Origin of the sequence: Caballeronia arvi (assembly GCF_001544695.2) — a bacterium.
GTDB lineage: Bacteria > Pseudomonadota > Gammaproteobacteria > Burkholderiales > Burkholderiaceae > Caballeronia > Caballeronia arvi.
Map to the genome: position 1 here is coordinate 15,508 of NZ_FCOM02000040.1, position 19,901 is coordinate 35,408.

Genomic DNA, 19,901 nt, shown 5'->3' on the forward strand with positions numbered 1-19,901 from the left:
CGCGATGTGCGCTGACGGGAAACGACATTCCGACTATGGTTCAACCGCTATCGGACGTCAATTGCCTTTCGCACCTATTCCGGGCCGCCAACTTAAGCGACTACACCATTGCGTCTCGTCGTGTTTCGTATGGCGTCGGAACGTACGTCCGGCGCATGGCCCTGATGTCGATGTGAAAGCGTCGGATCGGCACGCGCCGCGCCTCGCTCTTCTTCGCTCACGATATTTCTGACATTTTGGGATGCCGCCGGCGGTTGTGAACCGCCAATCCCTAGCCGTTAGACGACAAGGGTGTGCGTTCGCCGGATAACCCACTGATGACAAAGCGATTCCCGCCGGCGGTCGAGCGTTGTTGCACGCCAACGCCGGACTCGTAAGGTGGCCGAAATTCGCTAAGGGTTCCGAAGCGTCGTCCGAAAAGAGGGCTTTCGGCCGCGGACGACCCGAAAATGAAAACGAAAGCGAACGGCCCGCGGCGTGAATTTCACGCCGCGGGCCGTTTCGATCGACCGAAAGCCTTACTTCGCCAGTTGCAGCTTGCCGTCGATGCGGCGGTTCAGGCCGAGCGGGTTCTCCGTCTTGAGCGCGTCGGGCAGGAGCGCGTCAGGCAGATCCTGATAGCTGACCGGGCGCAGGAAGCGGTTGATCGCGAGGCTGCCGACCGAGGTCGAGCGGCCATCCGCCGTCGACGGGAACGGGCCGCCGTGCACCATCGCGTGGCCGACCTCCACGCCCGTGCCGAAGCCGTTCACCAGCAGGCGGCCGGTGCGGCGCTCGAGCGCGGGCAGGACGCTGCGCGCGTCGGCGTAGTCGGCTTCGTCGATATGCAGCGCCGACGTCAACTGGCCTTCCAGCGATTCGATCAGCGCGAGCATCGTCGCGAGGTCGGGGCAGCGCACGACGAGCGACGACGCGCCGAAAATCTCTTCCTGCAACTCGTGGCTCTTGCGGAACGCATCGGCGGTGGTGACGAACAGCGCCGACTGGCCCTGATTGTCGCCCTTCGCCTCGACGCCGCGTGCGGCGGTCGTCACGCCCGCATGGTCGGCGGCGCGCGCCACGGCGCTCTGGTAGGTCTTGCAGATGCCCGGCGTGAGCATCGTCTGCGCGGCGGTTTCGTTCAGCGCCGCCGATGCCGCTGCGATGAACTTGTCGAGATCCGGACCGTCGACGGCGAGCAGCAGACCCGGATTCGTGCAGAACTGGCCCGCACCGAGGACCAGCGACGACACGAACGCCTTCGCGATGCCTTCCGCGCGGTTCTTGAGCGCGTTCGGGAACAGCAGAACCGGGTTGATGCTGCTCATTTCCGCGTAGACGGGAATCGGTTCGGCGCGTGCCGCGGCGATCTTCATGAGTGCCGTGCCGCCGCCGCGCGAGCCGGTGAAGCCTGCTGCCTTGATGCGGTTGTCGGCGACGAGCCCCTGACCGACGTCACGGCCGCTGTCGAACAGCAGCGAGAACGTGCCCTCCGGCATGCCGCAGTCCTTCACGGCCTTCTGCACCGCGCGGCCGACGAGTTCCGCCGTGCCGGGATGCGCCGAGTGCGCCTTGACGATGACCGGACAGCCTGCGGCGAGCGCCGAGGCCGTGTCGCCGCCGGCGACGGAGAACGCGAGCGGGAAGTTGCTCGCGCCGAACACCGCGACCGGGCCGACGCCGATATGACGCAGACGCAGATCGACGCGCGGCAGCGGCTTGCGCTCAGGCTGCGCCGGATCGATGCGCACGCCGAGGAAATCGCCGTTGCGGACGACGTCGGCGAACATGCGCAACTGGCCGACCGTGCGGCCGCGCTCGCCTTCGAGACGCGCGCGCGGCAGCCCGCTTTCGATCATGCAGCGTTCGATCAGGTCGTCGCCGATATCGAGGATGTTCTGCGCGATGGTGTCGAGGAACGCGGCGCGCGCTTCGGGCGCGGTTTCGCGATACACGTCGAACGCGGTCCACGCGAGCGCGCACGCGCGGTCGAGATCGGCGAGCGTCGCGCCGCCGAAAGCCGGTTCGATGGCCGCGCCGGTCGACGCGTTGACGGCCTTGATCGAGCCGTTCGAGCCCGGAACCGATTGCTGACCGATGAGCAGGTTGCCAGTGAGTTGCATGTTGTCTCGTCCTTGCGATGAGTGATTCGTGGCGGACCGGTTGTACGATGACTCGCCCTATGCCGACTATACGGTCTCGCGCACGCCGCTGTATAGTGAAACCTTTCCATCGCATGATCGCTTTTTGGAATCACCCGGCTCATGAAGAATATGCTGGACGTGCTCATGTCGCGGCTGCGCATGAAGCAGTTGCAACTGCTGATCGCGCTCGACGACCACAAATCGCTGCACAAGGCGTCGGGCGCGATGTCGATGACGCAGTCCGCCGCGAGCAAGGCGCTGGCCGAACTCGAATCCATGCTGGAAGCGCCGCTGTTCGAGCGTGCGAAAACCGGTCTGATCCCGAACCCGTTCGGGCGCTGCGTGGTGCGCTACGCGCGCGTGCTCGCCGCCGATCTGAATTCGCTGTGCCAGGAAGTCGCGCAGATCCGGGCGGGCACGGGCGGGCGCCTGACGGTCGGCACGATCATGGGCGCGGTGCCGGACGTCGTCGCGCCGATCGTCAACGAGATGCACGCGAAGCATCCGGATCTCGCCATCGAGATCGTCGAGGATACGAGCGCGCGCATGCTGCCGATGCTCGACGATGGCCACGTCGATCTCGTGATCGGGCGCTCGAGCGTGTCGGATCAGCCGTCGAAGTATCACTATCAGCCGCTCACGGACGAGCCGCTGTGCATCGTCGTCGGGCACGCGCACGAGCGCACGGGCGCGGGCGAAGTCGGTTTCGGCGATCTCGCGCAGTACCGCTGGGTGACGTATCCGAGCTATATGCCGATGAGCGCGCTGCTCGAGCGCGAACTCGACTTAGCCGGCCTGCCGATGCCCGCCAATCCCATTTCCACCGCGTCGCCGCTGATGACCGTGACGCTGTTGCAGGAGAGTGCTGAACTCGTGTCGATCCTGCCGGCAAGCGTCGCGAAAGTCTTCGAGCGCCACGGCATGCTGCGCATCCTGCCGGTGCGCATGAAGTCGAAATCGCAGACTTTCGGCATCGTCACGCGCAAGGGCGGCGCGCTGTCGCCGGCGGCGCGGCAGTTCGTGCAGATGCTGCGCGAACAGAGCCGGCCGCACTGAGCCTTGCGCTGCGTTTCAGCGCGTCGCGACGATGAAAATGCGCGGGAAGGGCAGCAAGACGGTGTCGTCGTCGAAGACCGTGTATTCGGCTTTCAGCCCGGCGCGATAGCGGTCGAGATAGGCGGCCGTTTCGTCTGCGTCGAGTTTCGCGAGAAACGGACGCAGCCCGCTGCCCTTGAACCATTCGATGATCGCATCGACGCCGCCTTCGAGCGGATGATGGTACGTCGTGCGCCACACGTCGACGTTCGCGGCGAGTGGCTTGAGCAGCGCGTAATACCAGTCCGCCCGATAGCGCGCTGTGCGTTCCACACCCTTCAGCTTGTCGCGCCACGGACCGTCGGCGGCGACTTCGCGCATCAGCCGGTGTGCGGGTTCGTCGAGATTGTCCGGCATCTGCACGGCAAGCCGCCCGCCATTCGAAAGCATGCCGACGAGCTTCGGCAACAGCGTTTCGTGGTCCGGTACCCACTGCAGCGACGCGTTCGCGAGAATCAGATCGACGGGGCTTTCGGTTTGCCACGCGGCGATATCGGCGAGTTCGAACCGGACGTCCGGCAGACGCTTTTTCGCGGCGTCGATCATGTCGCCGGAATTGTCGACGCCGGTGACGCGCGCGTGCGGCGCATGGGCCAGTAGCGTTTCGGTCGAGTTGCCGGGGCCGCAGCCGAGATCGACCGCCGTGCGCGCGGTTTCGGGCTGAGCCGCGCTCAGGAGATCGCGGACGGGGCGCGTGCGCTGCGCTTCGAACAGCGTGTATTGCCGGGCTTGCCAGTCTGTCGATGATGTCGTCATGTCGGGATCCAGTCGATTTCTTGAAGGAGACAGCGGCGATTCTGAACGCCCGGGCGCGCATCGTAAAATGAATTCGTGCTGCGGATCGTCAGGTTATGAATCGAATGCTGAATCTGGCGGACGCGGCGAAAGTCCAGGAGAAAACTCGAATTTGCGCTTCCGGCACGGGCATCGGCCTATACTGGCGGAGCATCCGCGGGCGGCTCGGGGCGGCCTCCGGGAATGCCTTTCGACTGCATATCACGATCACCACGCGCGCCGTGGCCGGCGCCTAAAGCAATCAGGGATTCGCAGATGAGCGACACGTCAGTCGGCGGCTTGAGCGGCCTCGTGGCCGCGCTGCGCGAGCAGCAACACGCGCTCACCGAGCGATGGATGAAGCTCGTGTTCGGCGATCAGGAGGTCGAACATTCGGATCAACTCACGTATCGGCAGCTCGCGGATCATCTGCCGAGCATCTTCGACGAAATCTGCATCGTGCTGGAATCGCGCAATCTGCGCGACCAGGAAGGCGCGATCGAGCGCGACGCCCGCCAGCATGGTCAATGGCGCTGGCAGCAGGGTTATCGTGTGGACGAACTCGTGCGCGAGCTCGATCTGTTCCGTCAGGTGCTGCTGCTCGCGATCGGCGAGTACGCCGGCACGCATGAAAATTTCTCCCGCGCCGACGAAGAGCACGCTCGCCTCATGACGGACGAGGTCGTGAGCTTCGTGACGCTCGCGTCGATTCGCGAGGCGATCGGCGAACGCGACCGCAAGATCGACGAATACACCGGCATGCTTGAGCGCGCGAACTACGAACTCACGCTCAGGCAAAAGCTCATCAGCGATCTCTACGAAACGCGCATGCAGATCACGCGGCGCGTCGCGCACGATCTGCGCAATTTTCTGAACGTATTCTCGACGGCGCTGCAGCTCGCCGCGCGCTCGCCCGCGAAGCGCGACACCGCGCTCGGGCTCGCCAACCGGCAGGTCTCCGACATGGCGACGCTCGTCGATGAAATGGTCGAATACTCGAAAGTGCTCGGCGACGATTCGGCGCTGACCGTCGAAGCGTTCGATCTCGTTGGCCTCTTCGACGAACTCATGCAGGCGTGCCGCGTCGCGACCGAAACGAAGGGGCTGAAGCTCGTCGGACAGTTCGATCCGGCGCTCGGCGCGACGACGTCGAACCGGCTGAAGGTGAAGCAGGTCGCGCTGAATCTGCTGTCGAACGCGATCAAGTACACGTCGTCGGGGGAAATTCTGCTGTCGATCACCGCGGTGCCCGGAGACCGGTGGAAGCTGCTCGTCGCCGACACGGGCGTGGGCATCGGCGCGGCGGATCAGGAGCGCGTGTTCGAGGAATTCGAGCGTGCCGCCGATGACGACATCCCCGGCGCGGGGCTCGGGCTTGCCATCGTCAAGGAATTGTCGCGCACGCTCGAAGGAGAACTGCGCTTTCAGTCATCGAAGGGGCACGGCAGCGTCTTCGAAGTGACGTTTCCGCGAGTGCTGGAACCGAAAGCGCAAACGCAATAAAAAAAAGCGGACGGGTTGCCCCGTCCGCCTCCGGTCACTTCGACGCCTGACTAAACGCTCAGGCCGCCGCTTCTTCTTCGACCACTGCTTCGTCTTCCACCGACGCGCGGATCAGATGATCGAACGCCGACAGCGATGCCTTCGCGCCTTCGCCGACCGCGATCACGATCTGCTTGTACGGGACCGTGGTCACATCGCCCGCGGCGAACACGCCCGGCGCCGATGTCGCGCCCTTCGCGTCGACGACGATCTCGCCGAACTTCGACAACTCCACTGCGCCCTTGAGCCATTCGGTGTTCGGCACGAGACCGATCTGCACGAACACGCCTTCCAGTTCGACGCGATGGCTCGCGCCCGTCGCGCGGTCCGTGTACGCGAGGCCGTCGACCTTCTTGCCGTCGCCGGAAATTTCCGTCGTCTGCGCATTCGTGACGATCGTCACGTTCTTCAGGCTGCGCAACTTCTTCTGCAGCACCGCGTCGGCGCGCAGTTCCGTGCCGAACTCGATGAGCGTCACCGCCGCGACGAGCCCCGCGAGATCGATCGCTGCTTCGACGCCGGAATTGCCGCCGCCGACCACCGCGACGCGCTTGCCCTTGAAGAGCGGGCCGTCGCAGTGCGGGCAATACGCCACGCCGCGGCCGCGATACTCGCGCTCGCCCGGCACGTTGATTTCACGCCAGCGCGCGCCCGTCGACAGAATCACGGTCTTCGCCTTCAGCACCGCGCCGCTCGCGAGATGAATCTCGTTGACGCGGCCCGGCACGAGCTTGTCGGCGCGCTGCACGTCCATCACGTCGACTTCATAGCTCTTGACGTGCTGTTCCAGCGCGGTCACGAACTTCGGCCCTTCGGTTTCCTGCACGGAGACGAAGTTCTCGATGGCCATCGTGTCGAGCACCTGGCCGCCGAAGCGCTCCGAGACGACGCCCGTCGCAATGCCCTTGCGCGCCGCGTAGATCGCCGCCGCCGCGCCCGCCGGGCCGCCGCCGACGATCAGCACATCGAACACCGGCTTGTTTTCGAGTTCCTTCGCCGCACGCGCCGATGCGCCCGTGTCCAGCTTCGCGAGAATTTCCTTCACGCCCATGCGGCCCGAGCCGAAGCTCTCGCCGTTGATGAACATCATCGGGACGGACATGACCTGACGCGCTTCGACTTCCTGCTGGAAGAGAGCGCCGTCGATCGCGACGTGTTTGATGCGCGGATTGATGATCGCCATCACGTTCAGCGCCTGCACGACTTCCGGGCAGTTCTGGCACGACAGCGAAAAATACGTTTCGAAGGAGAAGTCGCCGTCGAGATTGCGGATCTGCTCGATGGTGGCGTCGTCGAGCTTGACCGGGTGGCCGCCGGTCTGCAAGAGCGCGAGCACGAGCGACGTGAATTCATGTCCCATCGGGATGCCGGCGAAGTGGATGCCCGCGGGCTTGCCCGGTTCGCCGATGGTGAAGGACGGACGACGCGCGCTGGCGTCCTCTTTCTCGACGACGCTGATCCGAGCAGACAGCGAGGCGATCTCGTCGAGCAGGCTTTTCAGCTCGCGCGACTTGTCGCCGTCGTCGAGGAAGGCGACGAGTTCGATCGGCCGGGTGACTTTTTCCAGATACGCTTTTAATTGATTCTTGAGATTGGCGTCGAGCATGGCGATGTCCGTTCCTTGACTTGGGGTGTTGCAGACGCGTTGCGCCGCGACGCTGCGATATTCGCAGCGCCGGACGAACGTTTTCTTCTGGGTGAGCCTGCCGCAGAAACGCGGCAGATTCGATACGACGACTCGTAGAAGGTACGAGCGGGGTACGAGCTTAGATCTTGCCGATCAGGTCGAGCGACGGGGTCAGCGTTTCAGCGCCCGGCGTCCACTTGGCGGGGCACACTTGGCCCGGGTTCTTCGCGATGTATTGCGCAGCCTGCACCTTGCGGAGCAGTTCGCCGGCGTCACGGCCGATACCGTTGTCGTGCACTTCGCACAGCTTGATCTCGCCTTCCGGGTTGATCACGAACGTGCCGCGCAGCGCCAGGCCTTCTTCTTCGATCAGAACGTCGAAGTTGCGCGAGATCGCGAGCGTCGGGTCGGCGATCATCGGGTATTCGATCTTCTGGATCGTGTCCGACGTGTCGTGCCAGGCCTTGTGCGTGAAGTGCGTGTCGGTCGAGACCGAGTAGATTTCCACGCCGAGCTTCTTGAATTCTGCGTAGCGGTCAGCCAGGTCGCCCAGTTCTGTCGGGCACACGAACGTGAAGTCGGCCGGGTAGAAAACGAACACCGACCACTTGCCCTTCAGGCTTTCGTCGGTGACGGTCACGAATTCACCGTTGTGGTAGGCGGTTGCTTTGAACGGCTTGACTTGGCTGTTGATGATGGGCATTTACCGGTTTCCTTTTGGAGTGGTGGTGAAGAAGTAAGTGAACTATACAGGAAAACTATCGTAATCGCGAAGTGGATTGATTTTATTGGCGGGATAGGGCGAATCTATCGCGACGATATGTCTCGTTTCTCCGTATCCGGCAGCGCATCCGCGTTCGCACTAGGATGTGCATTCGAAGGAGGTAGCGGTCGGCGCCTCCATTTCAACAGGAGGCGGTATGAAAATCGGAGTAATCGGGGCCGGGAATATCGGTTCGGTTTTGGCTTTGCGGTTCGGCGAAAACGGTCATGACGTGCGCATCGCCAATTCGCGCGGGCCGGCGTCGCTCGCGGACGTGGCGCGGCAGACCGGCGCGACCGCCGTCGAGGCGGCCGAGGCGGTGAAGGACGCGGACGTCGTCGTCGTCACGATTCCGCAGGCGAAGGTGCCGAACCTGCCGAAAAATCTGTTCGCGGGCGTGCCGGCGAACGTCGTCGTCATCGATACGGGCAATTACTATCCGCAGCAGCGCGACGGTCGCATCGAAGGGATCGAGAAGGGCACGCCGGAGAGCCGCTGGGTCGAGCAGCAGATCGGCCGTCCGGTCGTGAAGGCGTTCAACAATATTTATGCGGAGCACCTGAAGACGCGCGGCAAGCCCGCGGGCACGCCGGGGCGCATCGCGTTGCCGGTCGCGGGCGACGATTCGAAAGCGAAAGCCGTCGTGATGAAGCTCGTCGACGAAATCGGCTTCGATGCCGTCGATGCGGGCGAAATCGACGATTCGTGGCGTCAGCAGCCCGCGACGCCCGTCTATACCGGCGATTTCGACGCGGCCGGCGTGCGCGCCGCGCTGAAGAACGCCGATCCGGCACGCAAGCCCGAATGGCGCGCGACCGACAGAAGTCCGGGCAGCTTCGACAGCCCGGCGTAGCCGAGGCGCCGCGTCAAAGGGCGGAACGCCCGTACGGGAAAGCGCGGGAAGCGGCCCGCGCCGTGCGACAATCTGCAAACTTTCCCGATGGGCTTTACCATGACGGACCGGGCTGGCGCAGTTGTCGAGCCAAAAGTCCCGGCGTCGTGGACTCGCAGATTGACTTATGAAAACCGCTTCTCCCCCGCAGGACGTGCAGGCCCCGCAACATCGCTTCGGCGAGTGCGACGAGTGCGCGGATGTCGAACTCGTCGCAACCGCCACCATCCCGACGCGGTACGGCACTTTCGGTTCGTATGTGTATCGCGTGAAGCATACGGACGTCGAGCACATCGCCTTCGTAATGGGCGACGTGAGCGGCGGCGATCCGGTATTGACGCGCCTGCATTCCGAATGCGTGACGGGCGATGTGTTCGGTTCCTACCGCTGCGACTGCGGCGAGCAGCTCGATCTGGCGCTGCGCTACATCGCCGCCGAAAGCCGCGGCATTCTGCTGTATCTGCGAGGGCATGAAGGGCGCGGGATCGGTCTCGCTAACAAGATCCGCGCGTATGCGCTTCAGGAGCAGGGTCTCGATACCGTCGACGCGAACCTGCATCTCGGCCTGCCCGACGACGCCCGCGAATACGATTCGGCCGCCGCCATCCTGCGCGCGATGAACGTGAAGTCGGTGCGGCTGATGAGCAACAATCCGTCGAAGTTCGACACGCTGCTCAAGCACGATATTCCCGTCTGCGAACGCGTCGCGCTCGCCATTCCGATGCGCGAGGAAAACGAGCGCTATATCAAGACGAAGCAGGCGCGCTTCGGCCATTACTTCGACGAGAACGAGTAACGCGCGGCCTCACTTCGCGTCGTGAAAAATCACCCCGAGCATATGCCGCCGCCCCGAACGCAGGCGGCTCACACCATGCTTCATGTTCACGCGATACGGCCCGCGCGTGCCTTGCACCGGCCGATGATGCACCGCGAAGAACACCGCATCGCCCTGTGAAAGCGGCACGACTTCCGCGCGCGACTGCATCCGTGGCCGCTGTTCGGTCATCACGAATTCACCGCCCGTGAAATCGCGGGCTGGCGCGGAAAGCAGGATCGCCATCTGAATCGGAAACACGTGCTCGCCGTAAAGATCCTGATGCAGACAGTTGTAATCGCCGGGCACGTAACGTAGCAGTAGCGGCGTCGGCCGTGTCTGCCCCGCGCGATGACAGCGCTCGATGAACTCCGCGTGCCCGCGCGGATAACGCGTCTCGATGCGCATCACCTCGTTCCAGCGATTCGCAATCGGCGCGAGATGCGGATAGACCGCGTCCCGCACGCCTGCCAGCAAATCGGGCAGCGGATAAGCGAAATACTTGTATTCGCCGCGCCCGAAACCGTGGCGCTCCATCACCACACGGCTGCGGAACACGTCATTGCGATCGTAAAGCGTGGCAAGCGCCTCGCATTCGTCGCGCGAGAGCAGTCCCGGCGCGACGGCGCAACCGTAGTTGTCCAGTTGCGCTTCGAGCTCGGCCCAGTCGAGCGCGCCGATGCGTTCGCCGATATCTTCCGCCGTCGCGCGTTCGAGCACTTTCATATCGTTTCTCCGGATGTGCGTGAATTTGCCTGCAGTGTGCGCTGCGCGCGGGACGCCCGCACTCCGGGTCTTGCTCTGCCATTCAATGCGCCATCGCGCCTTCCGCGATGCGCTCGCGCAGCACTGCCTTGCGCGCGGCCATCTTCGCGCCGAGTGTGACGAGATCGATCTGCATTTTTCGCATTTCGGGAAACAGCGTGGTTTCCTCTTCGTCGATGTGGTGCGTCGCGTTCGCCTTCAGCACCTTGAAGGTCGCATCGAAGCCGTCTTCGCCGGCTCTGAGCGTCGCGAATCGCTCGGTCAGCGTCGTCACCAGAAAATGTCCGACGTAGGCTTCGTCGACGTCGATGCGCGCCTGCGCGGCCGGATACAACAGTTCTTCCTCGACGATCGTGTGGATCGTCAGCAACTCGCACGCGCGCTGCACGAGCGAATCCTTGCGTTCGTGGTCGCCGGCGTCCGCGCGTTCGAAGGCATCGAACAATTGTTCGATGGCGCGATGATCGGCTTCGAGCATGTCGAGCGCATCGGCGGGTCGCGGGGTATCAGCGATAGGCATGGGGTTCTCCAATAGGGGCTCTGCCGGCCCGTGGGGACATCTTCGTGTCCCTGAGGCGTCGGTAAGCAGCAAGACAAATGCCCGCGATTGGACCAGTTAACGGCTGCGCCCGCCGCGTCTAAATAGTCGAATCCCTCGACGCGCCGAGATCCCGCTGCCGCAGCACTTTCACCTGCCACCACGCGGGCAGCAGGCGTCGCACCTCGGCGCGCGCGAAGCGGTCGTCGATCAGATAGAGCACGCCGCGATCGAGCGGCCCGCGGATCACGCGTCCGGCCGCCTGCACGACTTTCTGCAAGCCGGGAAACAGGTACGTGTACGCGTAACCCTCGCCGAAGGCCTCGTGCATGCACGCCTTCATCTGCTGATTGACGGGGTTCAGTTGCGGCAGGCCCAATGTTGCGACGAACGCGCCGATGAGCCGCGAGCCCGGCAGATCGATCGCCTCGCCGAACGCGCCGCCCAGCACCGCGAAGCCGACGCCGCGGCCATCCGGCACGAAGCGCGCGAGGAACTCGCGTTGCGCCGCCTCGCTCATTGCGCGCGATTGCTGCCAGCATGGAATCGACGGATGCCGCGCCGCGAGCGCCGCCGCGACCTGCGCGAGATACTCGAAGCTGCTGAAAAAGCTCAGATAGTTGCCTTCGGCGCGGAAGAACTGCGCGGCGATCAGATCGGCGATGCGATCGACGGAGCGCTCGCGATCGCGATAGCGCGTCGAAAGATCGGCGATCGCGCGCACGTCGAGCTGATCGGCGGAAAAGGGCGATTCGACATCGATGCGCACGCTCGATGCCGGCAAGCCTAGCGTATCGGCGTAGAAATGCGCGGGCGTCAGCGTTGCGGAAAAGAGCGCGACGCTGTGGGCGCGCGCGAAACGCGGCGCGAGATGCGGGGCGGGAATCACGTTGCGCAGGCACAGCACGGCGTTGCGCTTCTTCGGGTTGGACGTTGCGCCGGTCAGCGTGATATCGAAGATCGAATGCGTTCCGAAGCGCTCGGCGATGCGCGCGAAATGCACGGCATCGAAATAGAAGCGCAAGGTGTCGGGCGTGAAGATGTCCGGCTGCTCGCCGAGCGCTTCGGTCATCAGCGAGACGGCCTGCCCGAGCGTGGTGAGAAAGCGCGCGGGCGGTTCCGCATGCGCCGCGTATTCGATGTTCGATGCGTGCTGCTCGGCCGCCGTCTCGCTCCAGCTTCGCGCGACGCGATTCAGCGTTTTCTTCAGCAACGGCGGCGCGGCACGGCGCATCGCGTTGAAGGCGGCCTGATCGAGCGTGGCGGAATACATGCCGCGCGCGCGTTCGACGAGGTTGTGCGCCTCATCGACGAGCACCGCGACGCGCCACCGATTCGCCTCCGCGAGCGCGAAAAGCATCGCGCTTGTATCGAAGTAATAGTTGTAGTCGCCGACGATCACATCGCCCCAGCGCGACAATTCCTGGCTCAGATAGTACGGACAGACCTCATGCCGGCGCGCGACGTCGGCGATGGCCGCGCGATCGAGCTGCGCGCAATCGAGCGCGGCGGCGCGCGCATCGGCGAGACGATCGTAGAAACCGCGCGCGAGCGGACACGATTCGCCGTGACATGCCCGGTCGGGGTACTCGCAGGCCTTGTCGCGCGCGACGAGCTCGACGACGCGCAAGGGCGTGGCGGCGAGCGTCGTCAGCGCATCGAGCGCGAGCTGGCGTCCCGCGCTTTTTGCCGTCAGAAAGAAGATCTTGTCGAGCCGCTGGCCCGGCCACGCCTTCAGCAGCGGGAAGAGCGTGCCGACCGTTTTGCCGATGCCCGTCGGCGCTTGCGCGGCGAGACAGCGCCCCGACACCGCCGAGCGATACACGGCTTCGGCGAGCGCGCGCTGGCCCGGCCGAAACTCCGCGTGCGGAAACGCGAGCGCCGTGAGCGCGGCATCGCGCGCCGCGCCATGTGCCAGCTCCTGCCGCGCCCACGCGATGAAGCGTTCGCACTGCGCGTCGAAATGCGCGGCAAGCGCGAAGGCTGTCTGCGTCTCGACGAGCACGCTTTCCGTCTGATCGACAATATCGAAATACACGAGCGCGATCTCGATGGATTCGAGCCCGAGCTTGCGGCACATCAGATGCCCGTAGACGCGCGCCTGCGCCCAGTGCAGATGCCGATGATTCTGCGGCATCGATTCGAGCTTGCCGCGATGCGTCTTGATTTCTTCGAGCCGGTTGAGCGCGGGATCGTAGCCGTCGGCGCGGCCGCGCACGAGAAGCGGCCCGTATTCCGCCGCAAGCGCTATTTCCTTTTGATAGCCCGCCGCGCGCCGGCCCGTGACCGTCACATGGCCCGCGACGCCTTCCTGCGCGCTCGGCGTCGGCGTGAAACGCAGATCGAGGTCGCCCTGTTTGGCCGTGAGCTCGCACAGCGCGCGCACGGCGACGGTGTAGGCGGGCTCGGATACTGTATGCATGTACAGCAGTCTAGCATGCAGGAATCGCCTTTCAGGACGCCGCGCGCAGCAATTCCCCGAGCGTTTTCATCGCGTTTTCGATCTGCGGCGACCACGGATGGCCGAAGTTGATGCGCACGTAATTCCCGAACGCGTGACGCGCGGAAAAGATCGGCCCGGGCGTGACGTTGATGCCGTCTTCGAGCGCGCGCCGATGCAACTGCATCGCATCGACGTGTTCGGCGAGTTGCAGCCACAGGAAATAGCCGCCGTCGGGCTGTTGATAAACGACTTGAGAAGGCAGCCAGCGCGCGATGGCGTGCTCCATCGCGTCGCGTTGCACGAGAAGCGCGCCGCGCAGCTTGCGCAAATGCTTGTCGAAACCGCCGTGCTGCAAATAATCGGCGATGCCCGCCTGAATCGGGATGCTGGTCGAAATGCTCGTCATCAGCTTGAGACGGCGGATCGCATCGGCGAAGCGGCCGGCCGCGACCCAGCCGAGCCGATAACCCGGCGCGAGCGTCTTCGAAAGCGACGCGCAATGCATCACGAGACCTTGTGTATCGAAGGCTTTCGCGGGCGGCGGACGATCCTGCGCAAAATGCAGCTCGCCATAGACATCGTCTTCGATGAGCGGAACGTCGTGTTTCGCGAGCAGTTCGACGAGCGCGCGCTTCTTCTCGATGGACAGCGTGACGCCCGTCGGATTCTGCAAGTTCGTCATGAACCAGCACGCGCGGACCGGATGCTTTTGCAGCGCTTCGGCGAGCACGTCGAGATCGAGACCCTCGCGCGGATCGACGGGAATCTCGACCGCGCGCAAGCCGAGATGCTCGACCGCCTGCAGCGCGGCATAGAAGCACGGCGATTCGATCGCGACCACATCGCCCGGCTTCGTCACGGCCATGAGGCAGAGCGTGAGCGCTTCCATCGCGCCGTTCGTGACGATGAGTTCCTCCACCGGCTGCGCGATGCCCATGCCGATGTAGCGCAGCGCGATCTGCCGTCGCAATGCCTCGTTGCCTGGCGGCATGTCGACGACGGTGCTCCACGGATCGAGCATGCGCGACGCATGCGCGAGCGACTTCGCGAGACGCGCCAGCGGAAACAGTGTCGGCGATGGAAACGCGGAGCCGAGCGGCACGACATCCGGACGCTTCACCGCATCGAGCACGGAGAAGACGAGACTGCTGACGTCGATGGGCGCGGGTTCTTTCAGCGTCGCGCTCTCTTTTGGCGCGAGCGCGGCGCCCGGCGCGACGTAATAGCCGGAACGCTCTCGCGCGCGGATCAAGCCCCACTCTTCGAGCAGGTAATACGCGCGAAAGACCGTCGACTGGCCGACGCCGTATTGCGTCGTCAGATGCCGCACCGAAGGCAGGCGCGTGCCCACGGGCAGCCGGCCCGCGCGAATCTCGGCGGCCATCGTGTCGGCAAGGGCTTGGTAGCGCTTCATCGCGTGCGGGTTGGAAAGACCGCGCTCGGCTCGACGCGGCGCGAAATTGTCTCACACGGTTTTGCGAAGGAATATCGACGCGCCGCCGCGCGTTTAATGAACAAGCGGCTTCATCGCCGCGTAGGGCTCTTATTTGGAGGTGATGTCATGAAGCTCGCCAGAATCGCAACCGTCGTGCTCGCGCTGCTCGCCGGTCTGCTCGCGGGATGTCAGACCGCCGACGGCGGCGCCAGCTCGTCCGGCACGACGTCCGGCAGCGGCAGCAGCGGGGGATATTGAGCGCTTCCGACGCCGCGCCGCTTCCGCCGGGCGTGACGGCCGCGCAGTTTCGCGCGGCGCTTGCGGCTTTTAAGGCGGCGCTCGGTGACGACGCCGTGCTGTCGAACGACGTCGTTTCGTATCTCGATCCGTTCGCGCCCGGCGATGCACTCGCGCATGCGCCATCCGCCGTCGTGCTGCCGCGCGATGTCGACGGCGTGCGCGCGGCGCTCGACGTGGCGAATCGATATCGCGTGCCGCTCTGGACCGTATCGACGGGACGCAACTTTGCGTACGGCGGCGCGGCGCCACGCATGCGCGGCAGCGTCGTGATGGACTTGCGGCGCATGAATCGCATCATCGAGATCGATGAGACCTTGGGCTACGCGCTCGTCGAGCCGGGCGTGACGTACTACGACCTGCATCGCGCGCTGGGAACGCCCAGGCGCTTCTGGCTCGATCCGCCCGCGGCGGGATGGGGCAGCGTGATCGGCAACACGCTCGAACGCGGTTATGGCACGACGCCTTACGGCGACCATGCGGCGAATCAGTGCGGCATGGAAGTCGTGCTCGCGAACGGCGACGTCGTGCGCACGGGCATGGGCGCGATGCCCGCGAGCCGCGCGTGGCAAGTGTTCAAGGGCGGCTTCGGGCCGTCGTATGACGGCATGTTCATGCAGTCGAATTTCGGCGTCGTCACGAAGCTCGGCATCTGGCTCATGCCCGCGCCCGAGGGTTACATGATCTGCCGCTATGCGTTCGCGCGCGAAGATGATCTGGAACGCGTCGTCGATACGCTGCGTCCGCTGCGCATGGACGGCACGATGCAAAGCAATGCGGTGATCGAAAGCGCGGTGCGCTGGGCGGCGGGTGTATCGACGCGAAACCAGTGGTACGACGGCGACGGCGCCATGCCCGACGACGTCATCGAGACGATGGCGCGCAAGATCGGCATCGGGCGCTGGAATCTGCGCTTTTGCCTGTATGGACCGCCCGCGCTCGTGAAGGCGCGGCGCGATATCGTCCACGCGCGTTTCAAGCCGATCGCGGGCGCGACGCTCTTTGAGATGCCGTATCGCGATGCATCGGTCGAGCCCGAAGGCGGCGGCGATCGCGCGCAAGTCGGCATTCCGGGACTCGAAGCGTTCAGCCTGCTCAACTGGCGCGGCGGCAGGGGCGCGCATATCGATTTCTCGCCGATCTGCCCGCCGCTCGGACGCGATGCCGCGAAGCAGGCGCGCATGGTTCGCGAGCGCGCCGCGCAATTCGGCTTCGACTATTACGGCGGCTTCACGGCGGGCGAACGCGCTATGCATCATATTTTCGCGGCCATATTCGATTCCGACGATCCACAGCAATCGCGCAACGCCGGTGCGTTGATCGAAACGCTGATCCACGATGCGGGCGCGGCCGGTTACGGGCAATATCGCGCGCATCTGTCGTACATGGATCTCGCCGCCGCGCAATACGATTTCAACGATCACGCGCTGATGCGGCTATCGAACACCATCAAGACGGCGCTCGATCCGAACGGCATTCTTTCGCCGGGCAAGCAGGGCATCTGGCCAGCGCGATGAACATGACGCGTCGCACGTTTCTGATTGCATCGGGGCTGACATGGATTCCGCCAGGCGGCGTGCGCGCTTCGGCGCGAACCTGGGTCATCGACGAAGACTTGCCGCAAAGCCGCGTCATCGTGAGTCGATTGAGCGTGACGGGCGCGCGCATTGCGTCGCTTTCAGGCGATGCGGGCTGGCTGTGGATCGAGCGCTTGTCGAGCGAAGCGCTGTCTTCACATGTAATCGGCGGCCTGACGCGCTTTTCCGATGCGTTCGTGCTCGCGCAACTGGGCGCGGGCATCGGCATGCGCGCGTTGCATCATCGTGAATGGAAAGCGGGCGCGTTGCTCTGGACGCTCCAGCACGACCGGTGAGTCGCCGATAAAATGACACGTATCTCGATATTGCCGCGCACGGATGAAACGATGAACGCCACGGACACCCGCACGATCACCGACTGGCACGCGCACGTGTACTTCGATACCGTCACGCGCGACGCCGCGTGGCAGCTACGCCAGGTCATCGAGGCGCGCTTCGCAACAGAACTGCAAAGCGGCGCATTGCGCCTCGGACGCTTTCACGAGCGTCCGGTCGGACCGCATCCGATGTGGTCGTTTCAGCTGGGATTCGGCGCCGATCTGCTGACGCCGATGCTCGCCTGGCTCGCACTGAATCACGGCGCGCTCGATGTTTTCATGCACCCGAACACCGGCGACGCGCTCGTCGATCATCGCGATTCGGCGGTGTGGATCGGCCGCTCGCACGCGCTCGTGCTCGACAGACTGATCGCCTGACGCACGAAAAGAAAAAGGCGGACCGTGTCCGCCTTTCTCCGAAACGTCCCGCGCGATTATTTCTTGGCGTTCGCCGTCTTCGGCGTCACGACGCGCACGGCCGTCTGGCTCGCGACGCTGGCGTCGTTCTGCGCGGCTTCGACCACTTGACGCGCGGCTTTGCGAGCCGCTTCGTAAGCCGAATTCGCCGATTCCGTGGCGGCATCGATCGCGGATTTCCACGCGGACACCACCGCTTCGCTGCCGACCGGTGCATTGCTCGCCAGGCTTTGCACGAACGCCTGCACGTTGCGCTGCGACTTCTCGATCTGATCTTGCGCCGCCTCCAGATAGCCGCCGCGCACGCCCGTGGCGATTTCATAGACGTTCAGCCAGTAGGCCTGCACGCGCTTGGCGCTGTCCTGAAGATGCTGGTTCTGAAGCGCGAAGAATTCCTGCGGATCGCGCACGGAAAACGACCGGGCGACGAGCGCCTGATGCTCGTCGAGCACCGTCCTGACCGTGCGAACGTTCAGGTCGACCAGCTTTTCGAAACCTTCGACGGCTTGGGCGGCGAGACCGAAAGTCGTATCGACTCCCGCCTTTTGTGACGCGACGACGTTTTCCGGCGCAAGACTGCTCATGCTCGACTCCATATGGATGTTCCCCATTGATAACGCGATGAATTTGTGCAGTGCAGCGAATCATCTATTTTAAGGCAAGTGGATGAAGTGTCAATTACGTTTTCCCCGCTTGACTTTAAACCATCCGGCGATTAATTCAAAAAAACGCTGCCTGAAGCAGATGAATAAGCGGACTAATTAGCGGTGATCGGAGTGATCAGACATCACATAATCCGAACGACCATCTTATTCGGCAGTTATTGCGCCAGACAGAATAATTCGCCGGCTGGCCGGATGGCGAACGCGCGTTCGATACGGCTCTCACGGCGCGCCGTAAAGCATTGCCCTCGTAAACACCTAGGCCCGAAGTTACCGAATGCGTTGTTTCCCCACTTGACGCATTCATGCGTGAGTTGAAACAATCCCGCACTGCAGCACGCGCGAAGTCAATCGACGGTTTATCGGCAAGCATTTCCTGTTTTTGTTGTCACTGCCGCGTCACCGGAAATGCGTACGATTCTTCTTCGCGCGAATGAGCCGGCGCTGAACGGCATAAAGATATAAATCGAGAGACTTGAAGAAAATGGGGCGACATTCCCACACCATTGGCCACCTTGAACGTAGTCACGAAGACAACGCCTTGCGGCGCGCCATCGCCGCGCGGCTCGACCGGGCCCTGCAAAAGGCGAACGTCAGTTCCGCAAAAGCCGCCGGCTGGCTTGAAGTGAGCGAGCACGACGTGCAATTCTGGCGGCGCGGCATTACAGTTCCGCCGTTTTACGCATTCAATCGCATCGCAAAAGCGCTCGATATCGATCCGCACTGGCTCTGCACGGGCCAGGCGCAGAGCGCGCATCCCGCGAACTGATCGCATCTGCTGCGGCGGCGCGCTTTCCGTGCGCCGCCAGTCATGTCCCTTGAGCGTCAGACTTCCGTCGATACCGCCGGCGCCGGCTTGCGTCCGTGCAGCAGCACGGTACCGATGCCGCTCGCGGCGATCACGCACATGCCGATGGCCATCCACTTGTCCGGCACCTGACCGAACAGCAGCCAGCTGAAGAGCGCGGCGAAGGCGAGCTGACCGTAGGAGAAGGGCGTGAGGATGGAAAGCGACGCGCGCTTGAGCGCCTGGAGCATCAGTGCCTGGCCGAGCGTCGCCATCGTCGCCATGAAGACGACGAGCAGCCAGCTTCCCACACGCACCTCGGCGAGCGCCGGCAGCATTTCCGCCTGATCCATCCACACGAGCACGCACAGCACGATCGTCGCGACGAGCGCCGTGAGGAAGTTGGTCGTGATCGCATCGTCGACGCGCGACAGATGGCTCGACACGACCTGAAAGCACGCGAAGGTCAGCGCCGATCCGATCGGATACGCCACGGTCCAGCTGAACTGGCTGCCGCCCGGCCGCACGACGAGCAGCATGCCGATGAAGCCGAGCACGACCATCGCCCATTTGCTACGCGGCACGTCGTCTTTCAGGACGAGCGCGGCGAGCAGCGTGGAGATGAGCGGCGCGAGCATGGCGAGCGATGTCGTGACCGGCAACGGCAGATGGCGCAGGCCCGCGAACGTGCATGCGGAATTGGTGAGCAGCAACACCGCGCGCACGACCTGCAGCTTCACGGCGCCCGTGCGAAAGAGCCCGAACGCGCCGCGCCGCACTTGCCAGACGCCCAGCACGATCATCTGAAAGAGATAGCGCACCCAGAGAAGCGCGAGCAGAGGGACCGCGGTGCCGATCAGCTTGACGGTGGAATCGCTGGCCGCGAAGGCCGCCGTCGTCAGGATCATGATGGCGATACCGGTTCCGGTGTTATCGGTATCAATGCGGTATTGCGTCTTGCCCTCTAAGGTTGCCATCGAACTCTCGTGGGTGCGCCGCCGCGTACGACCCG

Annotated in this window: 20 protein-coding genes; 10 read left to right on the forward strand and 10 right to left on the reverse strand. The window is 64.1% G+C overall.

Annotation, left to right across the window (positions count from 1 at the left end; genetic code table 11):
• Nucleotides 1–518 precede the first annotated feature (518 nt).
• Nucleotides 519–2,102: an aldehyde dehydrogenase (NADP(+)) gene (locus AWB74_RS30655; RefSeq protein ID WP_061150382.1), complete on the reverse strand. Its 1,584-nt coding sequence runs from the start codon at nucleotides 2,100–2,102 to the stop codon at nucleotides 519–521.
• Between the two features lie 141 nt (nucleotides 2,103–2,243).
• Between AWB74_RS30655 and AWB74_RS30660 the strand changes: the two genes are divergently transcribed.
• Complete coding sequence (locus tag AWB74_RS30660) at nucleotides 2,244–3,179, forward strand: LysR family transcriptional regulator (RefSeq protein ID WP_061150383.1); 936 nt, start codon at nucleotides 2,244–2,246, stop codon at nucleotides 3,177–3,179.
• Between the two features lie 15 nt (nucleotides 3,180–3,194).
• Here the strand turns inward: AWB74_RS30660 and tam are convergent, their stop codons facing one another.
• Entirely contained in the window at nucleotides 3,195–3,974 is a 780-nt protein-coding gene (gene tam / locus AWB74_RS30665; protein ID WP_061150384.1) for a trans-aconitate 2-methyltransferase, read from the reverse strand.
• Nucleotides 3,975–4,069: 95 nt separating this feature from the next.
• Here tam and AWB74_RS45825 point away from each other — a divergent pair, with 95 nt between their 5' ends.
• Together AWB74_RS45825 and AWB74_RS30670 are read left to right on the forward strand one after the other, a co-directional pair.
• The gene (locus AWB74_RS45825) at nucleotides 4,070–4,249 is read left to right on the forward strand and encodes a hypothetical protein (protein WP_143749337.1); all 180 of its coding nucleotides are present in this window, start codon (nucleotides 4,070–4,072) and stop codon (nucleotides 4,247–4,249) included.
• Between the two features lie 19 nt (nucleotides 4,250–4,268).
• Nucleotides 4,269–5,495, forward strand: coding sequence for a sensor histidine kinase (locus AWB74_RS30670; protein WP_061150385.1), 1,227 nt, complete (start codon nucleotides 4,269–4,271; stop codon nucleotides 5,493–5,495).
• Between the two features lie 58 nt (nucleotides 5,496–5,553).
• Here AWB74_RS30670 and ahpF read toward each other — a convergent pair whose 3' ends face one another.
• Nucleotides 5,554–7,140, reverse strand: a complete 1,587-nt coding sequence (gene ahpF / locus AWB74_RS30675; protein ID WP_061150386.1) for an alkyl hydroperoxide reductase subunit F — start codon at nucleotides 7,138–7,140, stop codon at nucleotides 5,554–5,556.
• A gap of 160 nt (nucleotides 7,141–7,300) precedes the next feature.
• The gene (gene ahpC / locus AWB74_RS30680; protein ID WP_061125034.1) at nucleotides 7,301–7,864 is read right to left on the reverse strand and encodes an alkyl hydroperoxide reductase subunit C; all 564 of its coding nucleotides are present in this window, start codon (nucleotides 7,862–7,864) and stop codon (nucleotides 7,301–7,303) included.
• A 217-nt stretch (nucleotides 7,865–8,081) separates the two neighbouring features.
• Here ahpC and AWB74_RS30685 point away from each other — a divergent pair, with 217 nt between their 5' ends.
• Both AWB74_RS30685 and ribA read left to right on the forward strand, forming a co-directional pair.
• On the forward strand, nucleotides 8,082–8,777 hold the full coding sequence (locus AWB74_RS30685) for an NADPH-dependent F420 reductase (protein WP_200822054.1): 696 nt from the start codon (nucleotides 8,082–8,084) through the stop codon (nucleotides 8,775–8,777).
• 166 nt (nucleotides 8,778–8,943) lie between these two features.
• On the forward strand, nucleotides 8,944–9,612 hold the full coding sequence (gene ribA, locus AWB74_RS30690; RefSeq protein ID WP_061150387.1) for a GTP cyclohydrolase II: 669 nt from the start codon (nucleotides 8,944–8,946) through the stop codon (nucleotides 9,610–9,612).
• 9 nt (nucleotides 9,613–9,621) lie between these two features.
• On the opposite strand, the gene AWB74_RS30695 is transcribed toward ribA, so the two are convergent.
• From AWB74_RS30695 to AWB74_RS30710, 4 genes are all read right to left on the reverse strand, one after another.
• A complete protein-coding gene (locus tag AWB74_RS30695) occupies nucleotides 9,622–10,356 on the reverse strand; it encodes a 2OG-Fe(II) oxygenase (RefSeq protein ID WP_061150388.1) in 735 nt (244 codons plus the stop codon).
• Between the two features lie 82 nt (nucleotides 10,357–10,438).
• A complete protein-coding gene (locus tag AWB74_RS30700; protein WP_061150389.1) occupies nucleotides 10,439–10,915 on the reverse strand; it encodes a hemerythrin domain-containing protein in 477 nt (158 codons plus the stop codon).
• A gap of 118 nt (nucleotides 10,916–11,033) precedes the next feature.
• Complete coding sequence (locus AWB74_RS30705) at nucleotides 11,034–13,355, reverse strand: ATP-dependent DNA helicase (protein ID WP_061150390.1); 2,322 nt, start codon at nucleotides 13,353–13,355, stop codon at nucleotides 11,034–11,036.
• A gap of 31 nt (nucleotides 13,356–13,386) precedes the next feature.
• A complete protein-coding gene (locus AWB74_RS30710) occupies nucleotides 13,387–14,790 on the reverse strand; it encodes an aminotransferase-like domain-containing protein (protein ID WP_061150391.1) in 1,404 nt (467 codons plus the stop codon).
• Between the two features lie 147 nt (nucleotides 14,791–14,937).
• Between AWB74_RS30710 and AWB74_RS48255 the strand changes: the two genes are divergently transcribed.
• Genes AWB74_RS48255 through AWB74_RS30725 form a run of 4 tightly spaced genes read left to right on the forward strand, consistent with a single transcriptional unit; the run spans nucleotide 14,938 to nucleotide 17,401 of the window.
• Nucleotides 14,938–15,069 carry a hypothetical protein gene (locus tag AWB74_RS48255; protein WP_268807835.1) on the forward strand — a complete coding sequence of 44 codons (132 nt, stop codon included), beginning with the start codon at nucleotides 14,938–14,940 and terminating at the stop codon, nucleotides 15,067–15,069.
• A complete protein-coding gene (locus AWB74_RS30715; protein ID WP_061150392.1) occupies nucleotides 15,066–16,625 on the forward strand; it encodes an FAD-binding oxidoreductase in 1,560 nt (519 codons plus the stop codon). Before AWB74_RS48255 ends, AWB74_RS30715 begins: the two co-directional genes overlap by 4 nt.
• Nucleotides 16,622–16,981, forward strand: coding sequence for a hypothetical protein (locus tag AWB74_RS30720; protein WP_061150393.1), 360 nt, complete (start codon nucleotides 16,622–16,624; stop codon nucleotides 16,979–16,981). The genes AWB74_RS30715 and AWB74_RS30720 overlap by 4 nt, the downstream gene beginning before the upstream one ends.
• 51 nt (nucleotides 16,982–17,032) lie before the next feature.
• Nucleotides 17,033–17,401 (forward strand): DOPA 4,5-dioxygenase family protein, encoded by a 369-nt coding sequence (locus AWB74_RS30725; RefSeq protein WP_061150433.1) that lies wholly within the window; start codon nucleotides 17,033–17,035, stop codon nucleotides 17,399–17,401.
• 56 nt (nucleotides 17,402–17,457) lie between these two features.
• Here AWB74_RS30725 and phaP read toward each other — a convergent pair whose 3' ends face one another.
• Complete coding sequence (phaP, locus tag AWB74_RS30730) at nucleotides 17,458–18,024, reverse strand: TIGR01841 family phasin (RefSeq protein WP_235024740.1); 567 nt, start codon at nucleotides 18,022–18,024, stop codon at nucleotides 17,458–17,460.
• 619 nt (nucleotides 18,025–18,643) lie between these two features.
• Here phaP and AWB74_RS30735 point away from each other — a divergent pair.
• Nucleotides 18,644–18,871, forward strand: a complete 228-nt coding sequence (locus tag AWB74_RS30735) for an XRE family transcriptional regulator (RefSeq protein ID WP_235024741.1) — start codon at nucleotides 18,644–18,646, stop codon at nucleotides 18,869–18,871.
• A 56-nt stretch (nucleotides 18,872–18,927) separates the two neighbouring features.
• Here the strand turns inward: AWB74_RS30735 and AWB74_RS30740 are convergent, their stop codons facing one another.
• Entirely contained in the window at nucleotides 18,928–19,866 is a 939-nt protein-coding gene (locus AWB74_RS30740; RefSeq protein WP_061150396.1) for a DMT family transporter, read from the reverse strand.
• Nucleotides 19,867–19,901: the final 35 nt, after the last annotated feature.